This window comes from Asanoa iriomotensis (assembly GCF_016862515.1).
Classification (GTDB): Bacteria; Actinomycetota; Actinomycetes; order Mycobacteriales; family Micromonosporaceae; genus Asanoa; species Asanoa iriomotensis.
The window spans coordinates 48,253-73,941 of sequence record NZ_BONC01000036.1 but is presented as its reverse complement, the minus strand read 5'-3'; the positions used below and the strand labels follow the sequence as shown (position 1 = coordinate 73,941).

Genomic DNA, 25,689 nt, shown 5'->3' with positions numbered 1-25,689 from the left:
TCTTAGTAAGCCGGGAGGCTCGGGTCGATCTGCTTGATCCAGGAGAGCACGCCGCCCTGGAGGTGCACGGCGTCCTTGAAGCCCGCCGCCTTGACGGCCGCGAGGGCCTCCGCCGAGCGGACGCCCGACTTGCAGTGCAGCACGATCTGGCGGTCCTGCGGCAGGCTCGCCAGCGCCTCGCCGTTGAGGATGTCGCCCTTGGGGATCAGCGTCGAGCCGGGGATCCGGACGATCTCGTATTCGGCGGGCTCGCGGACGTCGACGAGGAAGAAGTCCTTGCCGGCGTCCTGCCACTCCTTGAGCTCCCGCGCGGTGATCGTCGCGTCGACGGTCGCCTCCTGCGCCTCGACCGAGACCGCGCCGCAGAAGTCCTCGTAGTCCTCCATGAGGTCGGTCAGCGTCGCGTTCGGACCGCACAGCACGCAGTCGGGGTCCTTACGAACCTTGATCTTGCGGTACGACATCTCGAGCGCGTCGTAGACCGTCAGCCCGCCGACCAGCGGCTCGCCGATGCCGGTGAGCAGCTTGATCGCCTCGGTCACCTGGATGGAGCCGATCGACGCGCAGAGCACGCCGAGCACGCCACCCTCGGCGCAGGACGGGACCATGCCGGGCGGCGGGGGCTCCGGGTAGAGGCAGCGGTAGCAGGGGCCGTGCTCGGCCCAGAACACCGACGCCTGGCCGTCGAAGCGGTAGATCGAGCCCCACACGTACGGCTTGCCGAGCAGCACCGCCGCGTCGTTGACCATGTAGCGGGTGGCGAAGTTGTCGGTGCCGTCGACGATCAGGTCGTACTGGGAGAAGATCTCCTTGACGTTGTCGCGGTCCAGCGCCGTGTTGTGGATGACCACGTTGACCAGCGGGTTGATCTCGCGGACGGTGCGCGCGGCGGACTCGGCCTTGGGCTGGCCGATGTCGGACTGGCCGTGGATGATCTGGCGCTGCAGGTTGCTCTCGTCGACGGTGTCGAACTCGACGATGCCGAGCGTGCCCACCCCCGCCGCGGCGAGGTACATCAGGGCGGGCGAGCCGAGCCCACCCGCGCCGACACACAGCACCCGGGCGTTCTTGAGCCGCTTCTGCCCGGTCACCCCGACGTCCGGGATGATCAGGTGGCGCGAGTAGCGGCGGATCTCGTCGACGGTGAGCTCGGCGGCGGGCTCGACGAGCGGGGGCAATGACACGGTGAGTCTCCCCGGGGAATCTGGTCGGATCGATGTGGCTGTGCCGGGCAATTGTTGCTCGCGACACGCCGCGCTGCCATGACCCGCGCCACCGGCCACCTAGGGAATATCCGGCCCGGTGTGTCGCCGGCCGTCCAGATAAGGCCAGCCGTACGGCAGGCAGCCCTGCATGCCGAGGGTCTGCTGCTGCATCACCGGTGCGGGCGCTCCCGGCGAGGGGCAGGCCTGGTGGCCGTTGCCTAGCTCGTGCCCGACCTCGTGGTTGAGCGCGTAGGCCTGGTACTCGGCCAGCGGTGCCTCGAAATCCGGCACCGCGCCGACCCAGCGGTCGGCGTTGATGATCACCTGGCCACCGAGCGAGCAGGACGTGTAGCCGTCGGTGTCCAGGCCGCCCTCGGCGCACATCCGCTCCGAGGTGGCGGCGCTGGCCAGGTAGATGGTGAAGTCGGCCGGGTCGGCGGCGCCGACGCGGCGCAGCTTGAGCTCGCCGTCGGCGATCCAGCTCCGCGGGTCGCCGAGGACCCGGTCGACGGCCGCGGTGAAGTCCGCCAGCTTCAGGCCGATGCCCTTCTCGACGGCTACGTGGAAGCGGCGCAGTTCGGCGCCCCGGCCGAGGTAACGACCGGCGTCCTGGGCGGTGCTGAAGACACCCTGTCCTTCGCGCGGCGGGCGCGGCGCCGGGGTCGCGCTCGGGAAAGGCGACGGCGTCAGCGCGTCGAAGGACGGGACCGACGTGGGTGCGGGTGCGCTCGGGCCGGCGGCGGGTTGGTTCCCGGTTTGGTTCGCTGGCGGGTGCCGGGCCTGGTCGACGGCCATCAGCAGGGCCGCGAGAGCGATCAGCGCGAGTCCGATCGCGAGGTGCAGGCGCGTACGGTCGCGCGGCTGTTCGTCGGTCGTCGGTTCCTGCGGGTCCTGGTCCTGGAGCGGGGTGCCTGGAGTCGGCGTCGCCATGAGCAGAGACGATGCCAGGTCGTTTCGGACATTTCCCGCTTATCGGCTTAAAGCGGTGGTCCGGTGTTGAGTTTGCCGTTCACGTACGGAAAGGGATTCGCCTTGCAGCCGTTGAGGAACAGGGTCTGCTGCATCATCACCGGCGCCGGCTTGCCGCTGCCGGGGCAGCGCACGTGGCTGTTGCCGAGCTCGTGCCCCGTCTCGTGGTTGACCACGTAGGTGCGGTAGGTATCGAGCGGGATCTTCGCCTTGACGAAGTGGTCGACGGACATGTGCCAGCGGTTGAGGTTGATGATCACCTTGCCGACCGTCCGGCACGACGTGTAGGGCTCGCCGTCGACGTTGGTGTTGGTGCCGCCCCGGGCGCACATGTCGTGCGAGGTGTCCGCGGTGGCCAGGTAGACGGTGAAGCTGTAGGGCTCACCCTCCGCCACCCGCTGCAACCGCACCTCCCCCCCGGCGATCCAGCTCCGCGGGTCGCTCAGCGACTTGTCGACGAAGTCGCCGAACCTCTCGACGTCCTCCTTTGACCCGTCCTCGACCGCGATCCGGTAGCGGCGCAGCGTGCCGGACTTCCCGGCGACCTTCCCGGTGGTCTGCCCGTAGCTGAACGTGTTCTCGCCACGCTCGGGCGGCGTCCCGGCCAGCCGGTAGACCGGCGGCGCGGGCGGCTTGGTCGTCGGCTGGGCGGTCGGCGAGGTCGTCGGGGACCCGGTGACCGGCGCGGCCGCCACCGAACTGGCCGGGTGCCCCTCACCGGCCCGCAGCGGCAGACCGAAGAGCATCAGCCCGAGACCGACCACGAGCGACAGACCGGCGACGGTGAGTATGCGACCCGAACCGCCTTTGCGGCGCGACCGTCCGCGGGACCTCCTGGCACGGTCGCGAGGTGGGGTCTGCCTCGCGTTGATCATGCTGCGCCCACCCTGCCACACCAGGGTGCCTTCGTGCGACCCGAGTCAGGAGCGTGCGAATTCGTCCAACAGCGCGGTCACGCCGCGCGCCACGATCCGTGGCACCTCCATCTGCGCCACGTGACCGACGCCGTCGAGGATCAGCAGGCGACTGTCCGGGATGGCCTTGGCCACGGCGGGCGCGACCCGGATGTCGACGAGCCGGTCCTGCCGGCCGCCGACGACCAACGTGGGCGCGGTGATCTGACCGGCGATCTTCCACATCGAGTTGGCGCCGGGCAGGTAGGCGCGCAGGAAGCTGCTGACCAGGCCACGCAGCGTTCGCACGTACGCGTCGGCGTAGTGCTTGCGCTCGTAGCGGATCCGGACCTCCTCGATCGCCTCGCGCTTGCGCTGCTCGCTGACCCGGCTGACGTCGTTGAAGCACGCCGCGATGACCTGCTCGGCCATCTCCTCGGGTGCGTAGCGGGCCATCATCCAGGCGGCGACGCGGTCGGCGCGGGGCAGCGCGAGCAGGGGGACCACCGGGCCCTGCAGCGAGCGGCGCGGGTCGAGGAACGGCATCGCCGGCGAGATCAGCGTGAGCGTGCGGACGAGGTCGGGGCGCAGGCCGGCGACCCGGACGACCACGGCGCCGCCGAGCGAGTTGCCGAACAGGTGCACGGAGCCGCGGTCGGTGACCTCGATGTAGCGGATGATGCGGTCGGCCATCGCCTTGATCGTGTAGCGCTTGGCCGGGTCACTGCGGCCGAAGCCCGGCAGGTCGACCGCCTGGCCGTCGAGCCGGTCGGAGAGCAGGCCGGCGAGGTCGGTCCAGTTCTGCGAGGAGCCGCCGAGGCCGTGCACGTAGAGCGCCGGCTCGGCGTCGGGCCGGGTGGCTGGTGTGTCGCGCACGAAGGTCTGCTCGCCGTCGATGACGGCCATCCGGCCCGGCCACGGAGGCGGCATCCGATCGGGGCCGAGGGCCTCGTCGGCGCCGAGCAGCGCGCGTTTCATGAATTTATTGTGCCTGTCACCCGCCGTTTGTCAGTCGGACAGCAGCGCTTCCAGACGGCGATTTACGGCTGCGAGTGTGGCACGGACGACGGCTTGTCGCGGATCGCCTGAAACCAGGGCAGAACCGGCGAGCTGCTCGACCCACCCCTCGCAAACGAGCAGGACGACCGCGACGGCGACCTCGCAGTTGCCGAAGGGTACGACCGCCGCGTGCTCGACGAAGCACCGGCCGCGGTCGTCGGCCCGGCTGGCGGTGCGCAGCAGTTCGTCGATGGCCGAGGCGGCGGAGACCGCGCAGAGCCGCAGCACGTAGCCGTCGACGGCCGGGCCCGTGGCCAGGCCGTTGGCGACCCGCTTGCCGGCGGCGAGCCGGGTCTCCACCGTGGCGTCCAGCCCGAACGTGCTGACCTGCACGTGGTCGATCACCACGCGGGGGCCGGGGTTGGCCCCGGGGTCCAGCGGCCGCGACGGCGCGGACTCCGTGGTGCGTAGCTGCTGGCCACCCGAGTACGCGGTGACCGGGTGCCCGCCGACGCTGCCGATGATGCCGGCGGCACTGCCCGGCTCCGGGAACGAGCCCGGCGGCGGCTGGTCGGTAGCCGCCCGGCGGGTGCCGCTGTAGAGGTGGCCGTCGGACCCGGGCCGAGGTGCTCCGGTGTCGGCCGGCTCCGGCGCGCCGGACACCGGGGCGGCGGCGGGTGTCGCCCGAGCGGCCAGATCGCGGGTGTCCACGCCGGACGGCGATCCGACCTGGGCGCGGCCGCGGTGCGAGGCGGCGGGGCGGGCGGCCGGCTCCGCCGGCGGTTCGAAGCCCGGCGGCTGCGCCGGGGGCGGAACGGCGCCCGGTTTGCCCGATGTGGGGGCCGCGGTCGGCGGCGCGGCCGGCCGCTGAGCCGGGCTCACCGGCGCGGCCGCCGGCTGGGCAACGCTCGGCGGCTGCGCAAGGCTCGGCGGCTGCGCAAGGCTCGGTGGCGGCGCGAGGCTCGGTGGTGCGGGCGGCGGAGGTGCGGCCGGCCTCGCCGTGGCCTTCTCGGTCGGGCGCGGTGCCGGCTCGGCCGGCGGTGGCGGCGGGTAGCCGCCGCTGCGGCCGAAACCGGTCGACGGGGTGTCGCCGCCGAGCGGCGGGGCCGGCGGCTCCGCGGGCGGCAGGAGGCCGCCGGACGGGCTCGGCGGTGCGGCGGCCAGGCCCATCCGCTCCTGGAGCAAGCGAGCCACGTGCCGGCTCACCTCGGCCGGGTCGGCGCCGTCGGCGAGGTCGAGGCGGAGGCTGTGCGCGCCCGACTCGGTCGTCCGCAGCGTCGCGTCCTTGACGCCCGACACGCCCCGCACGGCGGCGATGATCGCCCCGACGTCGAAGCCGTCCGGCCGCTCCTGCTCCTCCGTCGCCAGGTCGGCGCGGCGCAGATGGGTGGCGATCCGGGCGAGCTGGGGCGGGTCGGCCGGGGTGTCGGAGGGTGGTTCCGGCGCGGTCGGCACGTCCGGCTCCGCCGGCACCCGCTGCGGCAGGCTGGCCAACTCGTCGAGCATGTCGTCGACCACGGAACGCTGATCGGCCGGCGGCTCACGCCGGACCGTCGGGATGGGCGTCGGGTCGGCACCGCCGACCGGTCCGCCTGAGGTGGGCAGGGCGGCGGGCGGCTCAGGGCGAGGCTGGCGGGGTGCGGGCGGCTCGCTGATCTGGTCGCCGTTGCGGCTGGCCAGCCGCAGCGGAGGTCGGGGCGCTGCGGTGGCGGCGGGCACGTCCGCGGCCGGCGGCGCGGAGCGGCGGCCGGACAGGTCGGTCGGGCGGTCAGCACCGTCGGGCCGGCGGTCGGCTCCGCCCGGGAAGGCGCCGGACAGCGGCGGCCCCTCGGGCGCGGACGGGTCTCCGCCGCCCGGGAAGGCGCGGGTCAACCTGTTCGGCGTGACCGGCGGGTTGGCCGGCTCGCTGCTCGGGAAGCTGCGGGTGAGCCCGGCCGAGCGCCGGTCGACGACCGGGAAGTTGCCCGACGGCGTGAGGTGCGTGCTGCCGCCGCGCTCCGGCTGGCCGACCGGGAAACCGTCGGCGGGGTCGCCGGCCGGCTCGGCCGGCGCGGGCACGGTGGGGTGGCTGCCGGTGATGAAGCGGGCCTCGTCGCCGGACGGACCGGCACCGCCACGGATGTAACCGGGCAGCGTGTTGCGAACGGACGGGTGACTCGCCGTCGGGTAGTCGCGCCGGCTCGGCAGACCGCTGTCGCCGTGATCGGCCCCGCCCTGCTGAGCCGGCGGCGGCGGTGGCCCGGGTGCGACGGGCTGCGGCTCGGCGGGCTGCTCCGGCTGCGTCGGTCGCGGCGCGGGCACCTGGAGCCGGCCGGACGCCGCGGGCGGGTGTGGCTCCGCCAGTGGCGGGGCCGGCGACCAGGGCCACTCCGGAGCCCAGTCGGGCTGTCGGCCCGGCGGCCCGCCGGCGGGATAGCCGCGGCCGGCCGGATAGGGATCGGCCTCGGTCGGCGTGCCGGGCGGCACGCTGTCGGTGGGCGCACCGGCCGCGACCGCGCCGATCGGCGGGAAGCCGCTCGCGGGGTCGGGCGACGGAGGCTGCTCCACGCTCGGGTGGGCCGGCGGATCGTCCTGGCGCGGGCGGAACCGCACCGGGGGCGGCGGTGCCGGCTCCGCGAACCGCGGCGGAGCGGGCGGATAGGCCGCCGTGAACGGCGCGGGTGGCACGTTGGCGCCCGCGTCCGGTGCTGGTGGGGCCGGTGGTGCGGCGTCCGGCGCGCCCGCCTCGGGTTGGGTCGGTGCCCACCCGGGTGCCCACGGCGACGGCGGCTCGGGCAGCGGCTCGTCGGCCGCCGGCGGCGGAGCCCAGCCGCGCCAGTCGGGGTCGCCACCGGGCTGGGTCGGGATCGGTGCGTGGTCGGCGTCTTCCAGATCACCCTCGTAGGGGTAGGGCGGCGCGCTGGCGGAGTGCACGTCGGCGGACCCGTTGACGTGCTGGCGAGGCTGCCGCGACGCGGGGACGATCGGGGTCAGGAGGTTGGCGTAGCGCGTGCGGTGCCACGCCGAGCTCGTGCCGGGGTCGCGGTCACGGTCGGCCCAGGCGTCGCCGTCGCGGGAAGCCGGCGGGTTGCCGCCGCTGCCCGGTGCGTCGCCGGGTTGACCTGAATCATCCACCGTGCACTCCTCGGTCGCCCTCGCTGAGGCTACCGTGTGGGCACGGTCGCGATAAGTTGCAATCGCGGTCCAATTCGGCGACCGATGCGATAGGCACCGATCGGATGCGTTCTGGTCCGTCGATGTGACGCGGGATTTCGGAGGTAACCATGGTGGCGGCTTCGGGCGATGCCCAGCCGGACGGACGGCCGACCCGGCTGCCCCGGTCTGCGCGCCGCAAGCAGCTGCTCGCGGCGGCCCAGGAGGTGTTCGTCGCGCAGGGCTACCACGCGGCGGCGATGGACGACATCGCCGAGCGGGCAGGTGTCTCCAAGCCCGTGCTCTACCAGCACTTCCCCGGCAAGCTCGAGCTCTACCTGGCGCTGCTCGACAAGCACTGCGACGCGATCGTCGCCAAGGTGCAGGCGGCGATGGAGGGGACGAGCGACAACAAGGCGCGGGTACGCGGCGCGGTCGCGGCGTACTTCGACTTCGTCGACCACGAGAGCGAGGCGTTCCGGCTGGTATTCGAGTCGGACCTGCGCAACGAGCCGGCCGTCCGGGAGCGCGTCGAGCGGGTCGAGCGGGGCTGCATCGCGGCGATCACCGACACGATCATCTCGGACACGGGCGTGAGCAAGTCCCGGGCGGAGCTGCTGGCCTCGGGCCTGGTCGGCGCCGCCGAGACCGCGGCGCAGTTCTGGCTGGCCGGCGGCCGCCAGGTGCCGAAGCAGGAGGCCGAGGCGCTGCTCGCCGGGCTCTCCTGGCGGGGCATCGCGAGCTTCCCGCTCCAGGGCGAGCCCCAGGAGGGTGCCTGGGCGGAAGGCGAACCCGCCTGACACGTACGGCGTCTTCGTCGTTCGCCCCACGAATCGGATAGCCTTCCCACCGGCGCCGGTAACGACTGTGCGCCACGACGAGGAGGGCTTCGTGGAGGTCAAGATCGGCGTGCAGTACGCGCCGCGCGAGCTGGTCATCGAGAGCTCGCAGTCGCCGGCCGAGGTGGAGAAGCTCGTCACCGAGGCGATCGCGAGCGAGGGCACGCTGTCACTGGTCGACGAGAAGGGCCGCCGGGTCATCATCCCGGTGAGCAAGCTGGCCTACGTCGAGATCGCCGAAGCGACTCGCGGCACCGTCGGCTTCACCGCCCGCTAGTTGTTGAGCCCCAGCGCCGACATCCGGGCGCTGTGGGCGATGGTCATACGACGGAACAGTGCCTGCACGGCGGCCTGGTCGCCGCCGCTCGTGACGATCAGGGTGGTCAGTGCCGCGCGTTGGCCGGCCACCCGGGTCGCCTGGCTGAGCACCTCGCCGACCAGACGGCGGGCCCACATCGACAGGCGGTTGCGGGTCTTCGGGTCCGCCTCGATCGCCGCGCGGATCTCGGTGACGGCGAACTCGTCGTAACGCTTGTCGTGGATGACGTCCAGGACGAGTTGGCGGTCCGGTTCGTCGATGAGCTTGGCCATCTCGTGGAAGAAGTCGTCGGCGACGCCGTCGCCGACGTAGGCCTTGGTCAGCGCCTCCAGCCAGTCCTTGGGCTCGGTGGAGTCGTGGTAGGCCTGCAGCACGCCGACGTAGGGCGTCATCGCCGCCTCCGGGTCGGCGCCCAACTCGGTCAGCCGGGTGGCCAGGCGGCCGTAGTTGGCGATCTCCACGGCGGCCATCTCGCTCAGCGCCGCCCGCCGGCGAAGATCGGGGGCGAGTCGGGCATCGGCCGCCATCCGCTCGAAAGCGGACAGCTCGCCATAGGCCACCATCCCGAGCAGGTCGACCAGGGCGGTGTCGGTGGTGGCCGGGGCGAGCTCAGACGTCACGCCCGCAGGTTACTCCTCGGTCACCTTGGCGAGAGCTGCGCCACACGCCCGCCCCAGGTGGCGCATCCGCCTCACGTTAGGCACCCCCGCCAGGTCAATCCGGTAACATGGTCACGTTAGCCGTGGGCGAAGCGCTGGTCCCGCTCGGCGGGGCATAGACAAACCGGACCCACGGCACGCGTGTGCGGCCCGCGACTCGCGTCGCGTGTGGCCCGCGCGATACCCAATATCGCGCCCTACGAGACGACGGGGCGCACCACGAGAGGGCACCCCGACAACCACATGAGTGAACTGATGGAACCCACGGGCGACGCGCTCGTCCCGAACGCGCCGACCCGATCCGACTCCCCCACCTTCGCCGAGCTTGGCGCCCGTCCCGAAACCGTCGAGGCACTGGCCGCCGCCGGCATCACCCACGCGTTCGCGATCCAGGAGTACGCGCTCCCGATCGCGCTCCGCGGCACCGACCTGATCGGCCAGGCGCCCACCGGCACCGGCAAGACGCTCGGCTTCGGCGTGCCTCTGCTCGAGCGGGTCTTCGCACCTGGCGAGGGCTCCGACGGCGTCCCGCAGGCCCTGGTCGTCGTGCCCACCCGTGAGCTCGGCCTCCAGGTGGCCAAGGACCTCGCCGCCGCCGGGCGTACCCGCGGCGTCCGGGTCCTGCCGATCTACGGCGGCGTCGCCTACGAGCCGCAGATCGAGACGCTGAAGAGCGGCGTCGAGATCCTGGTCGGCACGCCGGGCCGCCTGCTCGACCTGGCCAAGCAGAAGCAGCTCCGGCTCGACCGGGTGCACGCGCTGGTGCTCGACGAAGCCGACCGCATGCTCGACCTGGGCTTCCTCGACGACGTCGAGAAGATCCTGGCGATGCTCCCCGAGGACCGGCAGACGATGCTGTTCTCGGCGACCATGCCGGATCCGATCGTCGCCCTGGCGCGGCGGTTCCTGCGCCACCCGGTCACGATCCACGCCGGGCACACCGCCGAGACCGGCCCGTCGCCGCAGACCCAGCAGCTGGTCTACCGCACCCACTCGCTCAACAAGGTCGAGGTCGTCGCCCGCATCCTGCAGGCGAACGGCCGCGGCCTGACGATGATCTTCACCCGCACGAAGCGGGCCGCCGACCGGCTCGCCGAGGACCTCGACTTCCGCGGCTTCGCGGTGGCGGCGGTGCACGGCGACCTCGGCCAGGGCGCCCGCGAGCGGGCCCTGCGGGCGTTCCGGTCGGGCAAGATCGACATCCTGGTGGCCACCGACGTCGCGGCCCGCGGCCTCGACGTCTCGGGCGTCACCCACGTGATCAACTACGACTGCCCGGAAGACCAGGACACCTACACGCACCGCATCGGCCGCACGGGCCGGGCCGGCGCCACCGGCGTCGCGGTGACGTTCGTCGACTGGGACGACATGCCGCGCTGGCGGATCATCGACAAGACCCTCGGCCTGGACATGCCGGAGCCGCCGGAGACCTACCACACCTCGGCCTGGCTCTACGAGGACCTGGACATCCCGACCGACGTGACCGGCACGCTGCCGACCGGCGAGCGCACCCGCGCGGGCCTGTCGGCGGAGCGCGAAGAGGACCTGGGCGGCGGCCGCCGCCGGGGTCCGGCGGCCCGCGCCGAGCGCCCGGCCCGCAGCCGGTCACGCCGCCGCGGCAGCGCACGCTCCAGCACCGACACCCCGGAGGCGGTCGAGGTCCCGGACGCGGACACGGACACCGAGGCCACCCGGCGCCCCCGCCGGCGCCGCCGCGCCGGAGAGGTGGTCTCGGGCGACGCCGCCGCCGAGGCGACGGCGACCGAGTCAGCCGTGGTCGCGGTAGCCGACCCGGACGGCGACGCACCGGCCAAGCCGCGCAGCCGCCGCCGGCGCCGCTCCCGCGGCAGCGGCGGTGCCGCCGCGGCACCCACCGAGGCCTGACGATCTGATCAACCAAACAGCGAGGCAGGGCGAACGCCCCGCCTCGCTGTTTGCGTGGGTGAGGGTCATGTGGTCGCCGACGCTTTGCTCTGCTTCCCTTTACGCACCACCTCGTCTCCGGGGGTGGTGCGTATCTGGAAGCAGAGCAAAGCACGCGCAACCGCGGCGCCAAGCTGGTTGGTTGCGGCAACGCAAAAGACCGCGCCCGCGGCGGTGGGTTAGGCGGCGGTGGCGGTGGCCAGGTCTTCGAAGACCGCGCGGTTGTGTGCGAAGGCGCGTTTCACCTCGTCGATGAAGCGGTCCTGCTCGGCCGCCGACCACGGTGCCTCGTCGAGCAGTTCGCGGTAGCGGCGCTTGACCGCGCCGGCCGCCACGCCCGGGAACTCGTAGAAGCTCGTGCCTTCCGCGTCGACCCCGTATTCGCGGCGGAGGGCGCGTTTCACCATCTGGCCGCCGGACAGGTCGCCCAGGTAGCGCGTGTAGTGGTGGGCCACGAACGCCGGCGGGTCGGTGAACGCGACCGCGCGCAGGCGGGTCAGGTAGTCGCGGGTCGCGGGCAGCGGCGTGATCTCCGAGCGCCAGCGCGGGCCGCGCAGGTGGTGGAGGTCCGCGCCGAGCGCGGGCAGACGGTCGAGCCCGAAGTCGACGAAACCGCCGGCCACCGGGTCGGTGCGCATCGCCGACGCCGCCTGTTCCAGCGTCTCGTAGATGAAGTAGTGCTGGGTGGCCAGGCGCGCGTACGCCGTCAGGTCCAAGCGACCCGACATCAGGTCCGCGACGAACGACGTGGTTTCGGCCGCCTCGTGGTCGGCGCGGGTCATGCTGCGAACCCGGGCCGCGAGGCCCTGCTCGGTGTCGGTCGCATTGACCATGAATGTCCTCCCGCACCCGGCCGTGGGTTTCCCGTAGCTTAGGTGAGCCTAAGTTGACGGTCCAGTGGTGTCGCGTGGACGGTGGGTAGGTGTTGCGTCCCCCAACCTTCGCCGACCGGTTGACCGCTCCCCTGCCCGGTCCCCGTGACATCGCCCGCATGGTGCGCGAAAAGCGCCCCGGCCCGGCCGAGCGGGCCCAGGCCGCCGCCGTCATCGCCGGGCCACCGCACGCGACGATGCCGCCGGTCGACCCGGCGACCACGGCCGTGACCTGGGTCGGGCACGCCACCTTCGTGCTGCGGACCGGCGGCCTCACGATTCTCACCGACCCCGTCTGGTCACGCCGGATCCCGCCGCTGATAACCCGGTTCACCCCGCCCGGCGTGGCCTGGTCTGGCCTGCCCAGGATCGACGCGGTGGTGATCTCACACAACCACTACGACCATCTGGACGCGGCGACCGTCCGCCGGCTGCCGCGGGCGACGCCGATGCTCGTACCCGCGCGATTGGCCTCCTGGTTCCGGCGCCGCGGTTTCACGGACGTGACCGACCTCGACTGGTGGCAGTCCCGGCGGATCGGCCCGGTGACCTTCACGTTCGTGCCGGCGCACCATTGGAGCCGGCGCGGCCTGGTGGACATCAACCAGACCCTCTGGGGTGGCTGGGTGCTGGCCACCGACGGCGGTCCGCGGATCTATTTCGCCGGCGACACCGGCTACGGCACCCGGTTCGCCGAGATCGCCGACCGCCAGTCGGGCCTCGACCTGGCCCTGCTCCCGATCGGCGCGTACGAGCCGCGCTGGTTCATGCGCAACCAGCACATGAACCCGGAGGAGGCGGTACGGGCGGCGACCGACCTGGGCGCCGGCCGCGTGGTCCCCATGCACTGGGGCACCTTCCAGCTCAGCACCGAGCCCCCGCTGGAGCCGCCGGAGCGGCTGAGCGCCGCCTGGCTGGCCGACGGACGTGACCCGGGCGACCTGTGGCGGCTGTCGGTCGGCGAGACGCGGACAATGTAGGTATGCCCGAAGACCTGTCCACCGCCCTCGCCAAGGTGCGCGACCTGCTGCTCGACCCGGGCCTGACCAGGGCGGTCGCGGCCGGCCGGCGGCGCGGCACAGCACCGTCGGTCGTCCGGGCCGAGCTGCGCCCCGTCGCCCTCAAGGCCGGCCGCCGGCTGCAGATCGTCACCAACGACGGCGCCCGCCCGCACACCCGCAACGTGGCGCCCGGCCCGGAGGCGGACGCCGCGGTCGACGCGCTGCTCGCGGAGCCGTTCGGCAACTGGCACGTGGAGAGCGCCGGCACGACCGTGCAGGTGCGGGTGACCAAGAAGGGCGACGCCCAGGTGCACCGCCAGGGCGGCGCACCGGCCGCGGCCGGCCCGGCCGAGGGGCACGACCGGGTCCGGGCGCACCTGCTCGACCCCGGCGACCCGCTGTGGGAGGTGATCGGCGGCAGCGCCGCCAAGCGCCGCCAGGTCGACGCGTTCCTGCGCGCGCTCGCGGCGACGCTGCCCGCGGACGCCGCCGCGTTGCCGAAACCGTTGCGGGTGGTCGACCTGGGTTGCGGCAACGCGTATCTGACCTTCGCCGCCTATCGCTACCTGACCGCCGCGCGCGGGCTCGACGTCGAGATGGTCGGTGTCGACGTGCGCGCGGACCAGCGTGACCGGAACACGGGCCTCGCGCGGCTGTTGGGCTACGGCGACCGGCTGCGGTTCGTCGCCGGCACGATCCTGGACGCCGTCGTGGAGCCGGCCCCGGATCTGGTGCTGGCCCTGCACGCCTGCGACACCGCGACCGACGAGGCGCTGCATCGCGCGGTCGGCTGGGGTGCGGAGTGGATTCTGGCGGCGCCCTGCTGCCACCACGACATCGCCGCCCAGCTCCGCCGGCAGCCCGCTCCGGGGCCGTACCAGCTGATCACCGGGCAGGGGATCCTGCGCGAGCGGTTCGCGGACGTCCTCACCGACTCGCTGCGGGCCGCCCTGCTCCGCTCGCGCGGCTACCGGGTCGACGTGACCGAGTTCATCGACTCGGCTCACACGCCGCGCAACCTGCTGTTGCGGGCCCGCCGCACGGGGCAGCCCGCGCCCACCGCGGAGTACGACGAACTCGTCACGGCCTGGCAGGTGCGCCCCCGGCTCGCCGACCTCTTGGCGGGTTAGCGACGCCGGTCGCCGTCGCCCCGCGCCGGCCACCCGCCCGAGTCGTCGGGCACGACGCTCGGGAAGCGCACCACGTTGTCGGAATCCTCGGCCTGGTGCGCGGCGAACGCCGTGTTCCAGGAGATCTCGACGAGCGTTTTCCGCACCTCGGCGTGCCGGTCGGCGGCATTGGCCTGCAACGCCATCCGAATGCCCAGGCCGACGCCGACCAGCGTGGTGGTAATCGCGCCGGCGGCGGCGAACAGGTGCCAACCGGCGACCTGGCCACCCTGTATGGCGAGGACGAGCAACCAGATCCAGAACGCCAGCGCGAATATCCCCGCCTTCACGACGAAGAACAGGCTTATCGTGCCGGGTCGATAGGGAACTGGGCGGTCTTCTGGTTCGGCCATAGTCGCATCCCGTCGTTCTCCACTCTCGGTGCGAGAGCATAGACGACGAGTAACGGTCCCGTTAAGTCACCGAGACGGGCAGAAAGCTGACGGTGTGGTGTCCCGCCGACCCCCCGCCGGCGGGACACCACACCGGCGCCACGGTCCGCCTGCCGCGGACGGCGCGGGGCGGTGCACCGCGGCCGGTCCCGCGCACGGGTCCGGTTCCGGTCTTCGGTGACTTTAGAGCAGTCCCACGTACGGGACTAATAGGCCGAACGGCCCGTTGCAATCCACGCGGCACGGGTTACCCTTTCCGGTGACGATTCTCGACCGCGGGAGGGCGACCGGCCGATGGCCACAGATGACTCGCCGCAGGCAGCGTTCGCACGCTTCGTCCGGCGGGCCGTCGACGATGCCAAGAACGCCCGCGGTTGGACGGTCAACGACCTGGCTTCCGAGACCGGTGTCGGCCGGTCGACGCTGTTCCGCTGGCTGGCCGGCGACTGGCACGACTATCCCGAGCTGGCAAAGGTGCAAAACTTCTGCGCCGCGCTCGACGTGCCGGTCTCGGCCGCGTTCCGGGCACTCAACATGCCCGGCCGCACGCCTGGCGCGACAACGGCCCGGCCGAGCCGGGTCGACAAGGACCTCCAGGTCATTCTCGACCGGCTCACCGACCCGACCGTTTCGACGGCGGAGAAGCGGCACATCCGCGAAGCACTGCGCCGCCTCGCCACCCGCCCGATCCGGAAGTCGGCCTAGGTCACCGTCAGGGTGAATTCGGCGGTGTGCACCGTGCCGGCCACCTGGAAGTCGAAGAAGCCTCGGTAGTTGCCCGGGCTCGGCGCCGCGACCCAGAACTTGACGGTGCCCGGCACCCGCTGCTCGTCGGGGTGCACGTGCAGGTAGCCGAGGTCGCCCTGGCGGAGCACCACCAGATGCCCGTACGCGCCCAGGTAGGGCTCGAGGTCGGTGACCGGGTTGCCGTCGCGGAACACCCGGAACTGCAGCGGCTGCGTCGCGCCGACGGTCGGCGTGCCCTCGTAGGTGACGGTGAACCCGGCGGTGCTGGCCTCGCGGGCCGGCGCCGGCAGCGCCACGGGCCGGTAGTCGCCGGCCACCACCAGGTCGGTGCCGAGCGTCGCGGCGATCTGCGCACCGGCGCCGTCGACCAGCGTGAAGTCGGCGAACGCCCGCCACATCCCGACCGCGCCCAGCGTCAGCGGGATGCTCCAGGTGCCGTCGGCCGCCATCGTCGGGTGCAGGTGCTGATAGCCCGAGAGGTCGCGGCGCGCGACGATCAGGTGCAACTGCTTCTCGTGGACGACCGCGAACTGCTTGACCGGCTGCCGGTCGGGCCCCTGCACGGTGAATCGGAAGTCGGCGGTCTTGCCCGCGGTGAACTCGGTCGCGGCGGGCACCAGCGTGTAGCCGCTGCCCGACAGGCTCAGCCCGCCCAACTCGGCCCCGGCCATCGCGGTCATGCCGCTGCTGCCGTGGTCGTGCTGTGCGGTGCCGGGCGCGTGCGCGTGGTTGGCGTTGGGGTCGGCGGTGTTCATCGCCATGCCGCCGCCGGCGCTCGCCGCGTCGGCGGGCTGGGTCCCGTCGGCGGTCAGCTTGCCGATGCCGAAGCCGCCGATCAGCGCGAAGACGAGCCCGGCGACGAAGAGCCCGAGCCGCAGGCCGGACCGGTCGGGCCCGGGATCCGCCGGGGGCGTGGTGGTGGAGTGTGCCTTGGTGCCCGCGGCCTCAGGCATCGGCGGTGGCCAGCTCGTAGCCGGCCTCGTCGACCGCGGCCCGCACGTCGTCGACCGCGAGCGGCCCGTCGCTGGTCACCGCGACCGTGCCGGTCGACAGGTCGATGCGCACGTCGGTGACACCGGGCAGGGCGGTGAGCTCACCGGTCACGGCGCTCACGCAATGGCTGCAGGTCATGCCGGTCACGGTGTAGGTCGCGGTGCTGGACATGTGGTTGCCTCCTCGGTTGTCCCGCACGAATATACCCCCCGGGTGTATCCAGGCCTAGGGCGATATGACCGCATCGTGGCTTCTGCCCCTCACAACTCGTTAACCGACCGTGCCGATCATCACACGAGGCGCGCGTCGCGCGATGACCGCCGCCGCCGCGGTGCTGGCCCTGCTCGGGCCGCTCGCCGCGCCGGCCGCCGCCGACCCGTCCGCCGACGAGGTCCGCAAGCGGCTGAAGACCGCCGCCCACCAGCTCGAGGTGGTCGTCGAGCAGTACAACGACCTGCGGCTGGAGGTCAAGCGCGGGCACCAGGAGGCCGACCGGCTGCGGGCCAGGATCGCCCCGCTGGAGCGGACCGCGCAGGCCCGCAGCTCCGAGGTGGGGACGATCGCGGCGGCCGCGTACCGGACGGGCCGGGCGGCGAACGTGATCGGGCTGCTGCACTCCGGCTCCCCGCAGGCGCTCGGCGACAAGCTGGCCATGCTGGAGGCGCTGGGCACCCAGCGCGGCCGGGCGATCGAGGCGCTGGCCGCGGCCAACCGGGACGTGGCCGCCGCGCAGGAGGGGCTCAACGCGCTCGCCGCGAAGGAGCGGACGCAGGGCGCGAAGCTGCTGGCCAAGAAGCGCCACATCGAGGCCGAGATCGCGCGGCTCGACGCGCTCCGGTTCGACCTCGGCATCTCGGACCTGCCGCCGATCCTCGAGGACCCGCCGGCGCTGCCGCCGGGCGCCGCGAGCGCCGCGGTGCGGTTCGCGTACGCGCAGCTCGGCAAGCCCTACGAGTGGGGCGCCTCGGGGCCGCGGGGTTACGACTGCTCCGGACTCACCGCGGCCGCCTGGCGGGCCGCCGGCGTCAACCTGCCGCACAACGCGCGGGCACAGTACGGCGCGGTCGCGCACATCGGACGCGGCCAGCTCCGCCCCGGCGACCTGGTGTTCTACTACGGCAACATCCAGCACGTCGGGCTCTACGTCGGCGGCGGCCGGATCATCCACGCACCGCAGCACGGTGAGCGCATCCGCTTCGACCGCGCCGACTACCAACCCGTCCACGGGTACGGGCGACCGCGGCGTTGAGCTGGTTAGGAACGGTCCGTTCCAATCGGATTCCGATTGGAACGGACCGTTCCTTACGTTCTAGCCGGCGACGCCCAGCGCGAACGGCAGCACGGCGGGTGCGCCCGCGGTGCGCAGCTCCCGGGCGACGATCGTCATCGTCCAGCCCGAGTCGACCAGGTCGTCCACGAGCAGGACCGGGCCGGTCACCGCCGACAGCGCGGCCGCCAGGTCCGACGGGATCTCGAAGGCGCCGTGCAGGGCGCGGACGCGCTGCGCGCTGTTGCCGCGGGCGCCGCCGCCGGACGGCGGTGCCTGCGGACCCGGCTCCACCAGCCCGAGCAGCGGCAGCCGCCCGATCTCGGCGATCCGGGCGGCCAGCGAACGGACCAACTCGGGTCGGCCCCGGGAGGCGACGCCGACGACGCCGACCGGGCGCTGCGGCCAGGGGTCGTCGCCGCGTGACCAGTCCTTGAGCACCTCGACCACCGCGCCGGTGACGTCGTCGGGCACCGGGCCGTCCGGCGCGTCCGGGCCGAGCAGGCCACGCAGCGCGGCGCCCCAGCCGAGGTCCGACAGGCGCCCGACCGCCCGGCCGGGCGCGGCCTGCTCGTCGGCGCTCAGCTTGCCGCGGACCTCGGGCAGCCCGGTCGGCCATAGCTTCTTCGGCGCGATCGTCACGCCGGCCCGGCCGAGGAACGCGTTGGCCGCCGCCAGTGCCGGCGCCGACACCTCGGCCGCGACGAACGGACCCGCGCAGTTGTCACAGCGTCCGCACGGCGCCGCGCCGGGGTCGTCGAGGCTGCGGCGCAGGTACTCCATCCGGCAGCCGGTCGTCGCGACGTACTCCCGCATGCTGTCCTGCTCGTGCGTCCGGGCGGCGGCGACCCGGCGCAGCCGCGCGGTGTCGTAGACCCACGGCTCGCCGGTGGCCACCCAGCCGCCGCGGACCCGGCGCACCGCGCCGTCGACGTCGAGCACCTTGAGCATCATCTCGAGCCGGGTGCGGCGCAGGTCGACGATCGGCTCCAGCGCCTGGGTCGACAGTGGTCGGCCGGCCGCGTCGAGCGCGTGCAGCACGTCGCGCACCTGCTGCTCGGGCGGGAAGGCCAGCGAGGCGAAGTAGCGCCAGATCGCCGCGTCCTCGCGGCCCGGCAGCAGCAGCACGTCGGCGTTGCGCACGGCCCGCCCGGCCCGGCCGACCTGCTGGTAGTAGGCGATCGGGGACGGCGGCGCGCCCAGATGGACCACGAAGCCGAGGTCGGGCTTGTCGAAGCCCATGCCCAGCGCCGACGTGGCGACCAGTGCCTTGAGCTTGTTGTCGAGCAGGTCCTGCTCGGCCTGCTGCCGGTCGACGTCGTCCGCCTGGCCGGAGTAGGAGGCGACGGCGTAACCGCGCTGGCGGAGGAACGCCGCGGTCTCGGTCGCCGCCGCGACGGTCAGCGTGTAGACGATGCCCGACCCCGGCAGCGCGTCCAGGTGGTCGGCCAGCCACGCAAGCCGCGAAGCCGGCGACTCCAGCGAGAGGACGCCCAGGCGCAGCGAGTCGCGCTCCAGCGGGCCGCGCAGCACGAGCGCGTCGCCCAACTGCTCGGCCACGTCGTCGGTGACCCGCTGGTTTGCGGTCGCGGTGGTCGCCAGCACCGGGGTGCCGGGTGGCAGGTCGGCGAGGAACGTGCGCAGCCGCCGGTAGTCGGGCCGGAAGTCGTGGCCCCAGTCGGAGACGCAGTGTGCCTCGTCGACCACCAGCAGGCCGGTGGTCGAGGCGAGCTTGGGCAGCACGTTGTCGCGGAAGTCGGGGTTGTTGAGCCGCTCGGGGCTGATCAGCAGCACGTCGACCGCGCCGGACGCGATGTCGGCGTGGATCACGTCCCACTCGTCGAGGTTCGCTGAATTGATCGTGTGGGCCCGGATGCCGGCCCGCTCGGCCGCGGCGACCTGGTTGCGCATCAGCGCGAGCAGCGGCGAGACGATCACCGTGGGGCCGGCCACCCCGCTCGACCGCAGCAACGCCGTCGCCACGAAGTAGACCGCCGACTTGCCCCAGCCCGTGCGCTGCACGCAGAGCACCCGGCGCTTCTCCTCGACCAACGCCGAGATGGCCGTCCACTGGTCGTCGCGCAGTCTCGCGTGGTCCCCCGCGAGCCGGCGCAGGATCTCCTCAGCCCGCTCCCTCACCCGGTCAGTTCTACCAGTGGTGCGGGAGCGGGCGCGAAGGTCAGTACGGCGCCCGGCCGCCAGTGAACCAGCGGAGGGCTCCCGCGAAGTCGCGGGCGTGCTCCATCAGCGTGTAGTCCTGCCGCACGGCCGACTCGCGGATCGCCGCGTCCAGGTCGTTGTCGCACTTCATCAGGACGTGGTCGAAGTCTCGCCGGAGCGGTTCGAGCAGGCCGTACCCGAATGCGTGGTGCGCCCGGGCGAACCGCGCCTTGTAGAGCCGGGCCCGTTCGTGCAGCCCGGACGAGTACGACATCGGGTTCTTCGGCCGCTGGCGGATGTAGTCGGGCAGGATGTCCGCGAACGCCTCCCGCACGATCCACTTCTCCTTGCCGTTGCGCATCTTCAGCGACAGCGGCATCCGCATCGCGAGCTCCACGAGGGCCAGGTCGAGGAACGGCACGCGCGCCTCGACGCCCTGACCCATGCTGGTGCGGTCGACCCGCTGCAGCTCCGTACGACACAGGTTGCGGATCTTGTGCAGGAACAGCCGGCGGGCCGCGGCCGGGCCGACCTCGTGATACATCGGGTAGCCGCCGAACAGCTCGTCGGAGCCGTCGCCGGTGAGCACCACCTTGACGCCGGTCTCGTGCACCCGCCGGAACAGCGGCACCGAGACCACCGCGTTGATAATGTCGCCGTACTCGGACAGCTCGCCCATCCGAATCGCTTCCCGGATCTCGCCCATCCGGATGTCCCGCGGCCGCAGCTCCACCACCTCGTGGTGCACCCCGAGGTCGCGGGTCAGCCGCTTGGCGTAGTCGAGGTCCGGGCTGCCCGGCGCGCCGACCGTGAACGCGACGCAGTCCGGGTGCATCTCGCGCACCTGGAGCAGCGTCAGCGAGCTGTCGAGCCCGCCGGAGAGCACCACGCCGACGGTGAGGTCGGTGTCGACGCGGATCCGGATGCTGTCCTGCAGGGCGGCGCGGACCAGCTTCGCCGCCTCGTCCGGGTCCTCGATCGGCACTTGGTCCTCGCCGAGCCGGAGCAGGTCGACGTACGGCGCCAGGCGCGGCCCGGTGACCGGCGTCGCCCAGCCGTGGTGGCCCGGCGGCACCTCGGTGACCCGCGCGCCGACCGGCACCAGCGCCTTGACCTCCGACGCGATGTGGATCCGCCCGCCGCGGCGCGACCAGTAGAGCGGCTTGACGCCGAGCGGGTCACGGGCCAGGAACACGCGGCCCGTGGCCCGCTCGACGATCGCGAACGCGAACTCGCCGCGCAGCTTGCCGACGGCCGCCTCGCCCCACTCCAGGAAGGCTTCGAGCACGACCTCGGTGTCGCTCTCGCTGCGCAGCTCACGCCCCGCCGCGCCGAGCTCGGCACGCAGCTCCCGGTAGTTGAAGACCTCGCCGTTGTAACAGAGCACCCACGCCTCGTCGGGCGAGACCCAGGGCTGCACCGCCCGGTCCCGGTCGACGATCCGCAGCCGCTGGGTGCCGGCGAGCAGTCCTGTCGCCGGCCCCCCACCGATGGTCCGCAGCTCCTCCGGCAGCTCCTCCTGCACGTCGCCACGCGGCGTCAGGGATTCGAGCATCCGCCGGAAGAGAGCGGGATCCGCGTCGTTGCCGACGATGAGCGCGATACCGCACAAAGTGTCGGGTCACCTTCTCCCGGTCTCGAACCGTGTAGCGAACTCCCGCTGCAGCTCCGCGACGGCGACCGGGCTGACGCAGACGTGCCAGGCCTGCCCTTCGTCGATCACGTTGACGTCGCCCGCGGTCTGCCGTTCGAGCAGGACGGTCTCCAGCGCGGCGCGCGCCGAGAACCGCTCGAACCAGGCCATCTCGACGTCGACCGCCCAGCCCACACAGTGCGCGCTCGGCGACATCGCGGCGTACCCGAGGTCGCGCAGGTGCTGCTGGTGCCGGACGCTGCGGGTCATGCTGGTCACCCAGAGCGCCGGCGTGCCGTGCGGCGCCTGCCGCTGGAAGTCGGCCGCGATCTGCCCGAGCAGCGCGATCGTCTCCGGCCGGCTGTAGGTGAACCGCAGGCCGGCCGTCCGTGGCCAGCGGTCCGGCGCGACCCGCCGGGCGACCGCCCGCACCGCCCGCGTCGCGAACGTGCGCGGCTGCCGCCGGTAGCGGAACGGCAGCAGACCTGCCCGCCGCAGCTTCTCGATGTCGACCAGGTCGGGCGAGGTGAGCACGTCGGTGGTCGTGGCGAACGGCGTCGTCTGCCCCCACCACATCGCCTCGACCTGTGCGAGCAGGAAGATCCGCACCTGGGCCGCCAGGTCGGCGGCGGAGCTGCGGGTGCTGGGCTTGTAGTTGCGGACCTCGTTGAGCAGCCATTCCACCGTTCCGGTGAGCCCGCGTGGCGTCACCGAAAGCACAGCCGAGAAGTTAGGCTCGACGAGGCGTTCGATCAGGATGGTCTCGGCCTTGGCGGTGTCACCGGGCGTGACACCTGGTCCACTGTGGCCGGCCAGTTCGATGAGCAGGCTCTCCACCGCTTCGCGGTAAGCGACCAGATCGGGCCCGTTGACCGCCGGCCGCGGCGTGGGCAACCGTTTTCGCTGTTCGTTCTTGACGGCGTTCGCGGGTATTCGAGTCGTCATGTGGGCCCCCCGTCTTTCCCCCGTAACAGGCGGGTATTCCGGATCCGAGCCTAATGACGCTTTCGTCCACAGGAGGGCGAATGATGCTTATGAGACCGTTTCATCCTTTCTGCGCCGGCCGAGCGCGGCGCTGACCAGGGCGACCCTGCCGCGAAGGCTGGCCAGACCGCCCGGGAAGAAGTAGACGGCGAGGATGAAGATGGCGCCCAGGACGAACAAGGGCTGACCCAGTGGGCCGGGCAGGTCGGCGGCCAGGGAGGTCAGGCGGTGGTCCAGGTACATGTAGAGGATGCCGCCCAGGACCGGGCCCCAGCGCGTGCCGGGGCCGCCGAGGACGACCATCACCAGCAGCGACAGGGTCAGCTCCGAGCTCGTCACGTGCGGGTTGGCGCCACCGAGGATCAGCACGTAGACCACGCCGCCGAGGGACGCGAGCCCGCCGGCCAGCGTGAAGGCGACGAGCTTGTACCGGTACGGGTCCAGGCCGAGCACCCCGACCCGGCGCTCGTCGTCGCGCAGGCCGGCGAGCACCCGGCCGGTCGGCGACCCGGCCACGCGGGCGATCACGAAGACCACGAGCGCGACGTACGCCAGCGCGAGCCAGTACAGGTTGACCGTGTTGCCGACGCCGAGCAGGAAGTCGGGCAGGCGCTCGCCGTCGATCGGCAGACCCTCCTCGCCGCCGGTCAGGCCGCCGAAGTCGCGAGCCACCAGGATCGCGCCCACCTGGGCGAACGCCAGCGTCACCATGGCGAAGGCGATGCCGGTCGTACGCAGCGCGATCGCACCGAGCAGCGCGGCCAGGATCGTGGCGCCGACCAGGGTGAACACCGCCGCCTGCCAGAGCGGCAGGTGCGCGCGGGTGACCAGCACGTCGGTGCCGTACATGCCGGCCGCGAAGTAGAGGGCGTGGCCGAACGAGAGCAGACCCGTGCGGCCGAACAGCAGGTCGTAGCTCGCGGCCAGACCGCCGAAGACCAGGCAGGTCGCGAACAGTTGGAGGTTGCCGTACGTGTTGAACGGGCCGTCGAGGATGCCGGGCAGTGGGAGCTGGAGGTAGGGCAGCAAGGCGGCCACGACCAGCGCGACCAGCGGTCCGAGGACGAGCAGCCGGCGCCAGCCCGGGCGGCGGGGTGTCTTGCCGAGCTCCGGCGGGGTCGCCGCGGGCGGCGCCTCGGCGCTCAACGGGACAGCCTGGGTCATGCCGTGACCGCCCTTCCGGCGATGCCTTGCGGCCGGACCAGCAGCACGATCGCCAGCAGCGCGACCACGCAGATGTCGCCGAGCCCGGCGGTGCCGTAGTAGTTGACGAACTGCTGCAGCAGACCCACCGCGACCGCCGCGTACGCGGAGCCGACCACCGAGCCCATCCCGCCGATCACCACGACGATGAACGCGAAGATCAGCAAAGAGCCGCCCTGCCCGGGCGACACGGATCCGAAGTAGACGCCGCCGAGCGCGCCGGCCAGCGCTGCCGCCGCGCCGCCGATCGCGAAGACCAGCGTGAACGCCTTGCGCACGTCGATGCCGAGCGCGGTGACCATCTCGCGGTTCTCGACGCCGGCCCGGATCACCAGGCCGACGCGGGTGAACCGGAGGAAGAGCAGCAGCAGCGCGAGCACGGCCGCCGCGGCGAGGATCAGCAGCAGCGACGCATTGGGGATCTGGGCGCCGAGGATGCCGGTCACGTTCCGGGTCCACTCCGGGCGCGGGAACGGTCGCGGGTCGGCACCCCAGGTCGCCTGGAGCAGCGCGACGCCGGCCAGCGAGAGGCCGACGGTGACCAGCACCTGCTCGATCGTGCGGCTGTAGAGCGGCCGGATCAGCACCAGCTCGACGACGGCCGCGACCAGCGCGCCGGCGACCACGCCGCAGGCGGCGGCGAGCACGAAGCCGAACCCGGTCGGGCCCGCGCCGGGCACGTGGCCGGCCGCCCACCAGGTGGCGTACGCGCCGACGGACAGGAACAGCCCGTGCGCGAAGTTGAGCACGTCGGCCAGGCCGAAGACCAGCGAGAGCCCGGAGGCGACCAGGAAGTAGAGCGCGGCGAGACCGAGCCCGGTCAGCGTGAGCAGCACGAACGTGGACATCAGGCGTGCACCCCTTGACTGCCGACACCCAGCAGCGCCTTGGTCAGCTCCGGCTCGCCGAGCAGCTTGTCGGCAGCGCCCGTCCAGGCCACCCGCCCGGCGGCCAGCACCACCGCGTCGCGGGCCAGCCGGCGGACGACCGCCAGGTTCTGCTCGACCAGCAGCACCGGCACCTCCTCGGCGACCGCCGCGAGCGCCTCCGCCACCTCCGTCACCACCTTGGGCGCCAGGCCCTTCGTCGGCTCGTCGACCAGCAGCAGCGTGTTGTCAGCCAACAGCACCCGGCCGATCGCGAGCATCTGCTGCTGTCCGCCGGAGAGCGTGCCCGCCCGTTGACGGGACCGCTTGTCCAGCTCGGGGAAGAGCGCGTAGACCCGGTCGTACGCGGGCGCCGCGCCGGGCCGCTCGGCCAGCCGCAGGTTCTCGGCCACCGTCAGGCCGGCGAACACGCAGCGGTCCTCGGGCACGTACCCGAGCCCGGCGCGGACCAGCCGGTGGGTCGGTGTGTGCAGCGCGTCGCGGTCGCCGAAGCGCGCCGACCCCGACACCTCGCCGCCGCGCGGGGTCAGGCCGACCAGCGCGCGCAACGTGGTGGTCTTGCCGACGCCGTTGCGGCCGAGCAGCGCGGTCACCCCGGTCGGCGCCACCGTGAACGAGACACCTTGGAGGATGTGCAGGCCGGCGATCCGTACGCTCAAATCGGTCACGGACAAGATCGGGTCGCTCATAGCCCCTCACCCAGATAAGCCTCCTGGACACCCTTGTGCGCCATCACGGCGTCGGGGGTGTCGCAGGCGAGCAGGGCGCCGTGGTGCATGACCGCGATGCGGTCGGCCAGCTCCAGGATCACGTCCATGTGGTGCTCCACCATGAGGACCGACCGCCCAGTGGCTTCCGCACCCCGGGTCAGCCCGCGGATCACCGCGACCAGCTCCGGCACGTCCTCGGCGCTGACGCCGGCCATCGGCTCGTCGAGCAGCAGCACCGTGGGCTCGGCGGCGAGCAGCAGGGCGATCTCCAGCTTGCGCTTCTCGCCGTGCGCGAGAGTGCCGGCCAGCGCCTCGCCCCGGCCGGCCAGGCCGACCGTCGCCAGCGCCTCGTCCGCGGCCGAGGCCACGTCCCGGAACGAGGCGGCCCGGCGCCACAGCGCCATCGAGCCGCCCTTGTGCGCCTGGACCGCCAGCCGGACGTTCTCGCGTACCGACAGCGAACCGAACACCGACGACGACTGGAACGTCCGCCCGAGACCGCGCCGGGCGCGGCGGTGTGGCGGCAGGGCGGTGATGTCGTCGCCGCCCAGCCACACCGTGCCCGAGGTCGCCTTGCGCAGCCCGCTGACCAGGTTGAACAGCGACGTCTTGCCCGCGCCGTTGGGCCCGATGACGCCGAGGAACTCGCCGGGGGCGAGGGCGATGTCGACACCGTCGACGATCGCTACCTCGCCCACCCGCCAGGTCAGCCCCTCGGTGCGGAGCACGGACA

The 25,689-nt window shown here is 72.8% G+C and carries 24 protein-coding genes; 7 read left to right on the top strand and 17 right to left on the bottom strand.

Translation table 11 applies throughout. From position 1 onward, the window contains the following. Nucleotides 1-2 precede the first annotated feature (2 nt). The 5 genes from moeZ to Air01nite_RS41640 form a co-directional block, all read right to left on the bottom strand. Nucleotides 3-1,214: an adenylyltransferase/sulfurtransferase MoeZ gene (gene moeZ, locus Air01nite_RS24305; RefSeq protein WP_239090934.1), complete on the bottom strand. Its 1,212-nt coding sequence runs from the start codon at nt 1,212-1,214 to the stop codon at nt 3-5. A gap of 69 nt (nt 1,215-1,283) precedes the next feature. After that, nucleotides 1,284-2,135 carry a DUF3152 domain-containing protein gene (locus Air01nite_RS24300; protein WP_239090929.1) on the bottom strand — a complete coding sequence of 284 codons (852 nt, stop codon included), beginning with the start codon at nt 2,133-2,135 and terminating at the stop codon, nt 1,284-1,286. A gap of 47 nt (nt 2,136-2,182) precedes the next feature. Continuing rightward, nucleotides 2,183-3,049 (bottom strand): DUF3152 domain-containing protein, encoded by an 867-nt coding sequence (locus tag Air01nite_RS24295; protein ID WP_203705479.1) that lies wholly within the window; start codon nt 3,047-3,049, stop codon nt 2,183-2,185. Between the two features lie 45 nt (nt 3,050-3,094). Beyond that, complete coding sequence (locus tag Air01nite_RS24290) at nt 3,095-4,045, bottom strand: alpha/beta fold hydrolase (protein WP_203705477.1); 951 nt, start codon at nt 4,043-4,045, stop codon at nt 3,095-3,097. A gap of 30 nt (nt 4,046-4,075) precedes the next feature. Next, on the bottom strand, nt 4,076-7,180 hold the full coding sequence (locus Air01nite_RS41640) for a hypothetical protein (protein ID WP_275408305.1): 3,105 nt from the start codon (nt 7,178-7,180) through the stop codon (nt 4,076-4,078). A 149-nt stretch (nt 7,181-7,329) separates the two neighbouring features. On the opposite strand from Air01nite_RS41640, the gene Air01nite_RS24280 reads away from it, so the two are divergent. Together Air01nite_RS24280 and Air01nite_RS24275 are read left to right on the top strand one after the other, a co-directional pair. After that, complete coding sequence (locus Air01nite_RS24280) at nt 7,330-7,998, top strand: TetR/AcrR family transcriptional regulator (RefSeq protein WP_203705476.1); 669 nt, start codon at nt 7,330-7,332, stop codon at nt 7,996-7,998. Between the two features lie 91 nt (nt 7,999-8,089). Then, complete coding sequence (locus Air01nite_RS24275; protein ID WP_203705475.1) at nt 8,090-8,314, top strand: DUF3107 domain-containing protein; 225 nt, start codon at nt 8,090-8,092, stop codon at nt 8,312-8,314. Here Air01nite_RS24275 and Air01nite_RS24270 read toward each other — a convergent pair. Beyond that, a complete protein-coding gene (locus Air01nite_RS24270; RefSeq protein WP_239090928.1) occupies nt 8,311-8,976 on the bottom strand; it encodes a ferritin-like fold-containing protein in 666 nt (221 codons plus the stop codon). The genes Air01nite_RS24275 and Air01nite_RS24270 overlap by 4 nt on opposite strands. Before the next feature lie 282 nt (nt 8,977-9,258). Here Air01nite_RS24270 and Air01nite_RS24265 point away from each other — a divergent pair, with 282 nt between their 5' ends. Beyond that, nucleotides 9,259-10,899 (top strand): DEAD/DEAH box helicase, encoded by a 1,641-nt coding sequence (locus tag Air01nite_RS24265; protein ID WP_203705474.1) that lies wholly within the window; start codon nt 9,259-9,261, stop codon nt 10,897-10,899. Between the two features lie 218 nt (nt 10,900-11,117). Here Air01nite_RS24265 and Air01nite_RS24260 read toward each other — a convergent pair whose 3' ends face one another. Then, a complete protein-coding gene (locus Air01nite_RS24260) occupies nt 11,118-11,771 on the bottom strand; it encodes a biliverdin-producing heme oxygenase (protein WP_203705473.1) in 654 nt (217 codons plus the stop codon). A gap of 89 nt (nt 11,772-11,860) precedes the next feature. On the opposite strand from Air01nite_RS24260, the gene Air01nite_RS24255 reads away from it, so the two are divergent. Beyond that, a complete protein-coding gene (locus Air01nite_RS24255) occupies nt 11,861-12,790 on the top strand; it encodes an MBL fold metallo-hydrolase (protein WP_239090927.1) in 930 nt (309 codons plus the stop codon). 2 nt (nt 12,791-12,792) lie between these two features. Next, complete coding sequence (locus tag Air01nite_RS24250) at nt 12,793-13,941, top strand: class I SAM-dependent methyltransferase (RefSeq protein ID WP_203705472.1); 1,149 nt, start codon at nt 12,793-12,795, stop codon at nt 13,939-13,941. On the opposite strand, the gene Air01nite_RS24245 is transcribed toward Air01nite_RS24250, so the two are convergent. Beyond that, nucleotides 13,938-14,333, bottom strand: a complete 396-nt coding sequence (locus Air01nite_RS24245) for a hypothetical protein (protein WP_203705471.1) — start codon at nt 14,331-14,333, stop codon at nt 13,938-13,940. The two genes, Air01nite_RS24250 and Air01nite_RS24245, sit on opposite strands and share 4 nt — an antisense overlap. Before the next feature lie 333 nt (nt 14,334-14,666). Between Air01nite_RS24245 and Air01nite_RS24240 the strand changes: the two genes are divergently transcribed. Next, on the top strand, nt 14,667-15,077 hold the full coding sequence (locus Air01nite_RS24240; RefSeq protein WP_203705469.1) for a helix-turn-helix domain-containing protein: 411 nt from the start codon (nt 14,667-14,669) through the stop codon (nt 15,075-15,077). Here the strand turns inward: Air01nite_RS24240 and Air01nite_RS24235 are convergent. Further along, the gene (locus tag Air01nite_RS24235) at nt 15,074-16,072 is read right to left on the bottom strand and encodes a DUF8832 domain-containing protein (RefSeq protein WP_203705467.1); all 999 of its coding nucleotides are present in this window, start codon (nt 16,070-16,072) and stop codon (nt 15,074-15,076) included. The two genes, Air01nite_RS24240 and Air01nite_RS24235, sit on opposite strands and share 4 nt — an antisense overlap. Next, nucleotides 16,065-16,283, bottom strand: a complete 219-nt coding sequence (locus Air01nite_RS24230; protein WP_203705465.1) for a heavy-metal-associated domain-containing protein — start codon at nt 16,281-16,283, stop codon at nt 16,065-16,067. Before Air01nite_RS24230 ends, Air01nite_RS24235 begins: the two co-directional genes overlap by 8 nt. 142 nt (nt 16,284-16,425) lie before the next feature. Between Air01nite_RS24230 and Air01nite_RS24225 the strand changes: the two genes are divergently transcribed. Further along, on the top strand, nt 16,426-17,361 hold the full coding sequence (locus Air01nite_RS24225) for a C40 family peptidase (protein WP_203705463.1): 936 nt from the start codon (nt 16,426-16,428) through the stop codon (nt 17,359-17,361). Between the two features lie 60 nt (nt 17,362-17,421). Here the strand turns inward: Air01nite_RS24225 and Air01nite_RS24220 are convergent, their stop codons facing one another. From Air01nite_RS24220 to Air01nite_RS24190, 7 genes are all read right to left on the bottom strand, one after another. Next, the gene (locus Air01nite_RS24220) at nt 17,422-19,518 is read right to left on the bottom strand and encodes a RecQ family ATP-dependent DNA helicase (protein ID WP_203705461.1); all 2,097 of its coding nucleotides are present in this window, start codon (nt 19,516-19,518) and stop codon (nt 17,422-17,424) included. A 40-nt stretch (nt 19,519-19,558) separates the two neighbouring features. After that, nucleotides 19,559-21,151, bottom strand: a complete 1,593-nt coding sequence (locus Air01nite_RS24215) for an asparagine synthetase B family protein (RefSeq protein WP_203705460.1) — start codon at nt 21,149-21,151, stop codon at nt 19,559-19,561. A 9-nt stretch (nt 21,152-21,160) separates the two neighbouring features. Next, nucleotides 21,161-22,117 (bottom strand): DUF5715 family protein, encoded by a 957-nt coding sequence (locus Air01nite_RS24210; protein ID WP_239090926.1) that lies wholly within the window; start codon nt 22,115-22,117, stop codon nt 21,161-21,163. A gap of 87 nt (nt 22,118-22,204) precedes the next feature. Further along, complete coding sequence (locus Air01nite_RS24205) at nt 22,205-23,320, bottom strand: branched-chain amino acid ABC transporter permease (RefSeq protein WP_203705459.1); 1,116 nt, start codon at nt 23,318-23,320, stop codon at nt 22,205-22,207. Then, nucleotides 23,317-24,207, bottom strand: a complete 891-nt coding sequence (locus tag Air01nite_RS24200; protein ID WP_203705458.1) for a branched-chain amino acid ABC transporter permease — start codon at nt 24,205-24,207, stop codon at nt 23,317-23,319. The genes Air01nite_RS24205 and Air01nite_RS24200 overlap by 4 nt, the downstream gene beginning before the upstream one ends. Next, nucleotides 24,207-24,935 carry an ABC transporter ATP-binding protein gene (locus Air01nite_RS24195; protein WP_203705457.1) on the bottom strand — a complete coding sequence of 243 codons (729 nt, stop codon included), beginning with the start codon at nt 24,933-24,935 and terminating at the stop codon, nt 24,207-24,209. Before Air01nite_RS24195 ends, Air01nite_RS24200 begins: the two co-directional genes overlap by 1 nt. Further along, on the bottom strand, nt 24,932-25,684 hold the full coding sequence (locus Air01nite_RS24190; protein WP_203705456.1) for an ABC transporter ATP-binding protein: 753 nt from the start codon (nt 25,682-25,684) through the stop codon (nt 24,932-24,934). The genes Air01nite_RS24195 and Air01nite_RS24190 overlap by 4 nt, the downstream gene beginning before the upstream one ends. Between the last annotated feature and the right edge of the window lie 5 nt (nt 25,685-25,689).

Bases quoted from the DNA above. Each gene is read 5' to 3' on its own strand.
- Air01nite_RS24300 (WP_239090929.1), bottom strand. From the start codon at position 2,135: ATGGCGACGCCGACTCCAGGCACCCCGCTCCAGGACCAGGACCCGCAG.
- Air01nite_RS24295 (WP_203705479.1), bottom strand. From the start codon at position 3,049: ATGATCAACGCGAGGCAGACCCCACCTCGCGACCGTGCCAGGAGGTCC.
- Air01nite_RS24290 (WP_203705477.1), bottom strand. From the start codon at position 4,045: ATGAAACGCGCGCTGCTCGGCGCCGACGAGGCCCTCGGCCCCGATCGG.
- Air01nite_RS24280 (WP_203705476.1), top strand. From the start codon at position 7,330: ATGGTGGCGGCTTCGGGCGATGCCCAGCCGGACGGACGGCCGACCCGG.
- Air01nite_RS24265 (WP_203705474.1), top strand. From the start codon at position 9,259: ATGAGTGAACTGATGGAACCCACGGGCGACGCGCTCGTCCCGAACGCG.
- Air01nite_RS24260 (WP_203705473.1), bottom strand. From the start codon at position 11,771: ATGGTCAATGCGACCGACACCGAGCAGGGCCTCGCGGCCCGGGTTCGC.
- Air01nite_RS24250 (WP_203705472.1), top strand. From the start codon at position 12,793: ATGCCCGAAGACCTGTCCACCGCCCTCGCCAAGGTGCGCGACCTGCTG.
- Air01nite_RS24245 (WP_203705471.1), bottom strand. From the start codon at position 14,333: ATGGCCGAACCAGAAGACCGCCCAGTTCCCTATCGACCCGGCACGATA.
- Air01nite_RS24240 (WP_203705469.1), top strand. From the start codon at position 14,667: ATGGCCACAGATGACTCGCCGCAGGCAGCGTTCGCACGCTTCGTCCGG.
- Air01nite_RS24235 (WP_203705467.1), bottom strand. From the start codon at position 16,072: ATGCCTGAGGCCGCGGGCACCAAGGCACACTCCACCACCACGCCCCCG.
- Air01nite_RS24230 (WP_203705465.1), bottom strand. From the start codon at position 16,283: ATGTCCAGCACCGCGACCTACACCGTGACCGGCATGACCTGCAGCCAT.
- Air01nite_RS24225 (WP_203705463.1), top strand. From the start codon at position 16,426: ATGACCGCCGCCGCCGCGGTGCTGGCCCTGCTCGGGCCGCTCGCCGCG.
- Air01nite_RS24210 (WP_239090926.1), bottom strand. From the start codon at position 22,117: ATGACGACTCGAATACCCGCGAACGCCGTCAAGAACGAACAGCGAAAA.
- Air01nite_RS24205 (WP_203705459.1), bottom strand. From the start codon at position 23,320: ATGACCCAGGCTGTCCCGTTGAGCGCCGAGGCGCCGCCCGCGGCGACC.
- Air01nite_RS24200 (WP_203705458.1), bottom strand. From the start codon at position 24,207: ATGTCCACGTTCGTGCTGCTCACGCTGACCGGGCTCGGTCTCGCCGCG.
- Air01nite_RS24195 (WP_203705457.1), bottom strand. From the start codon at position 24,935: ATGAGCGACCCGATCTTGTCCGTGACCGATTTGAGCGTACGGATCGCC.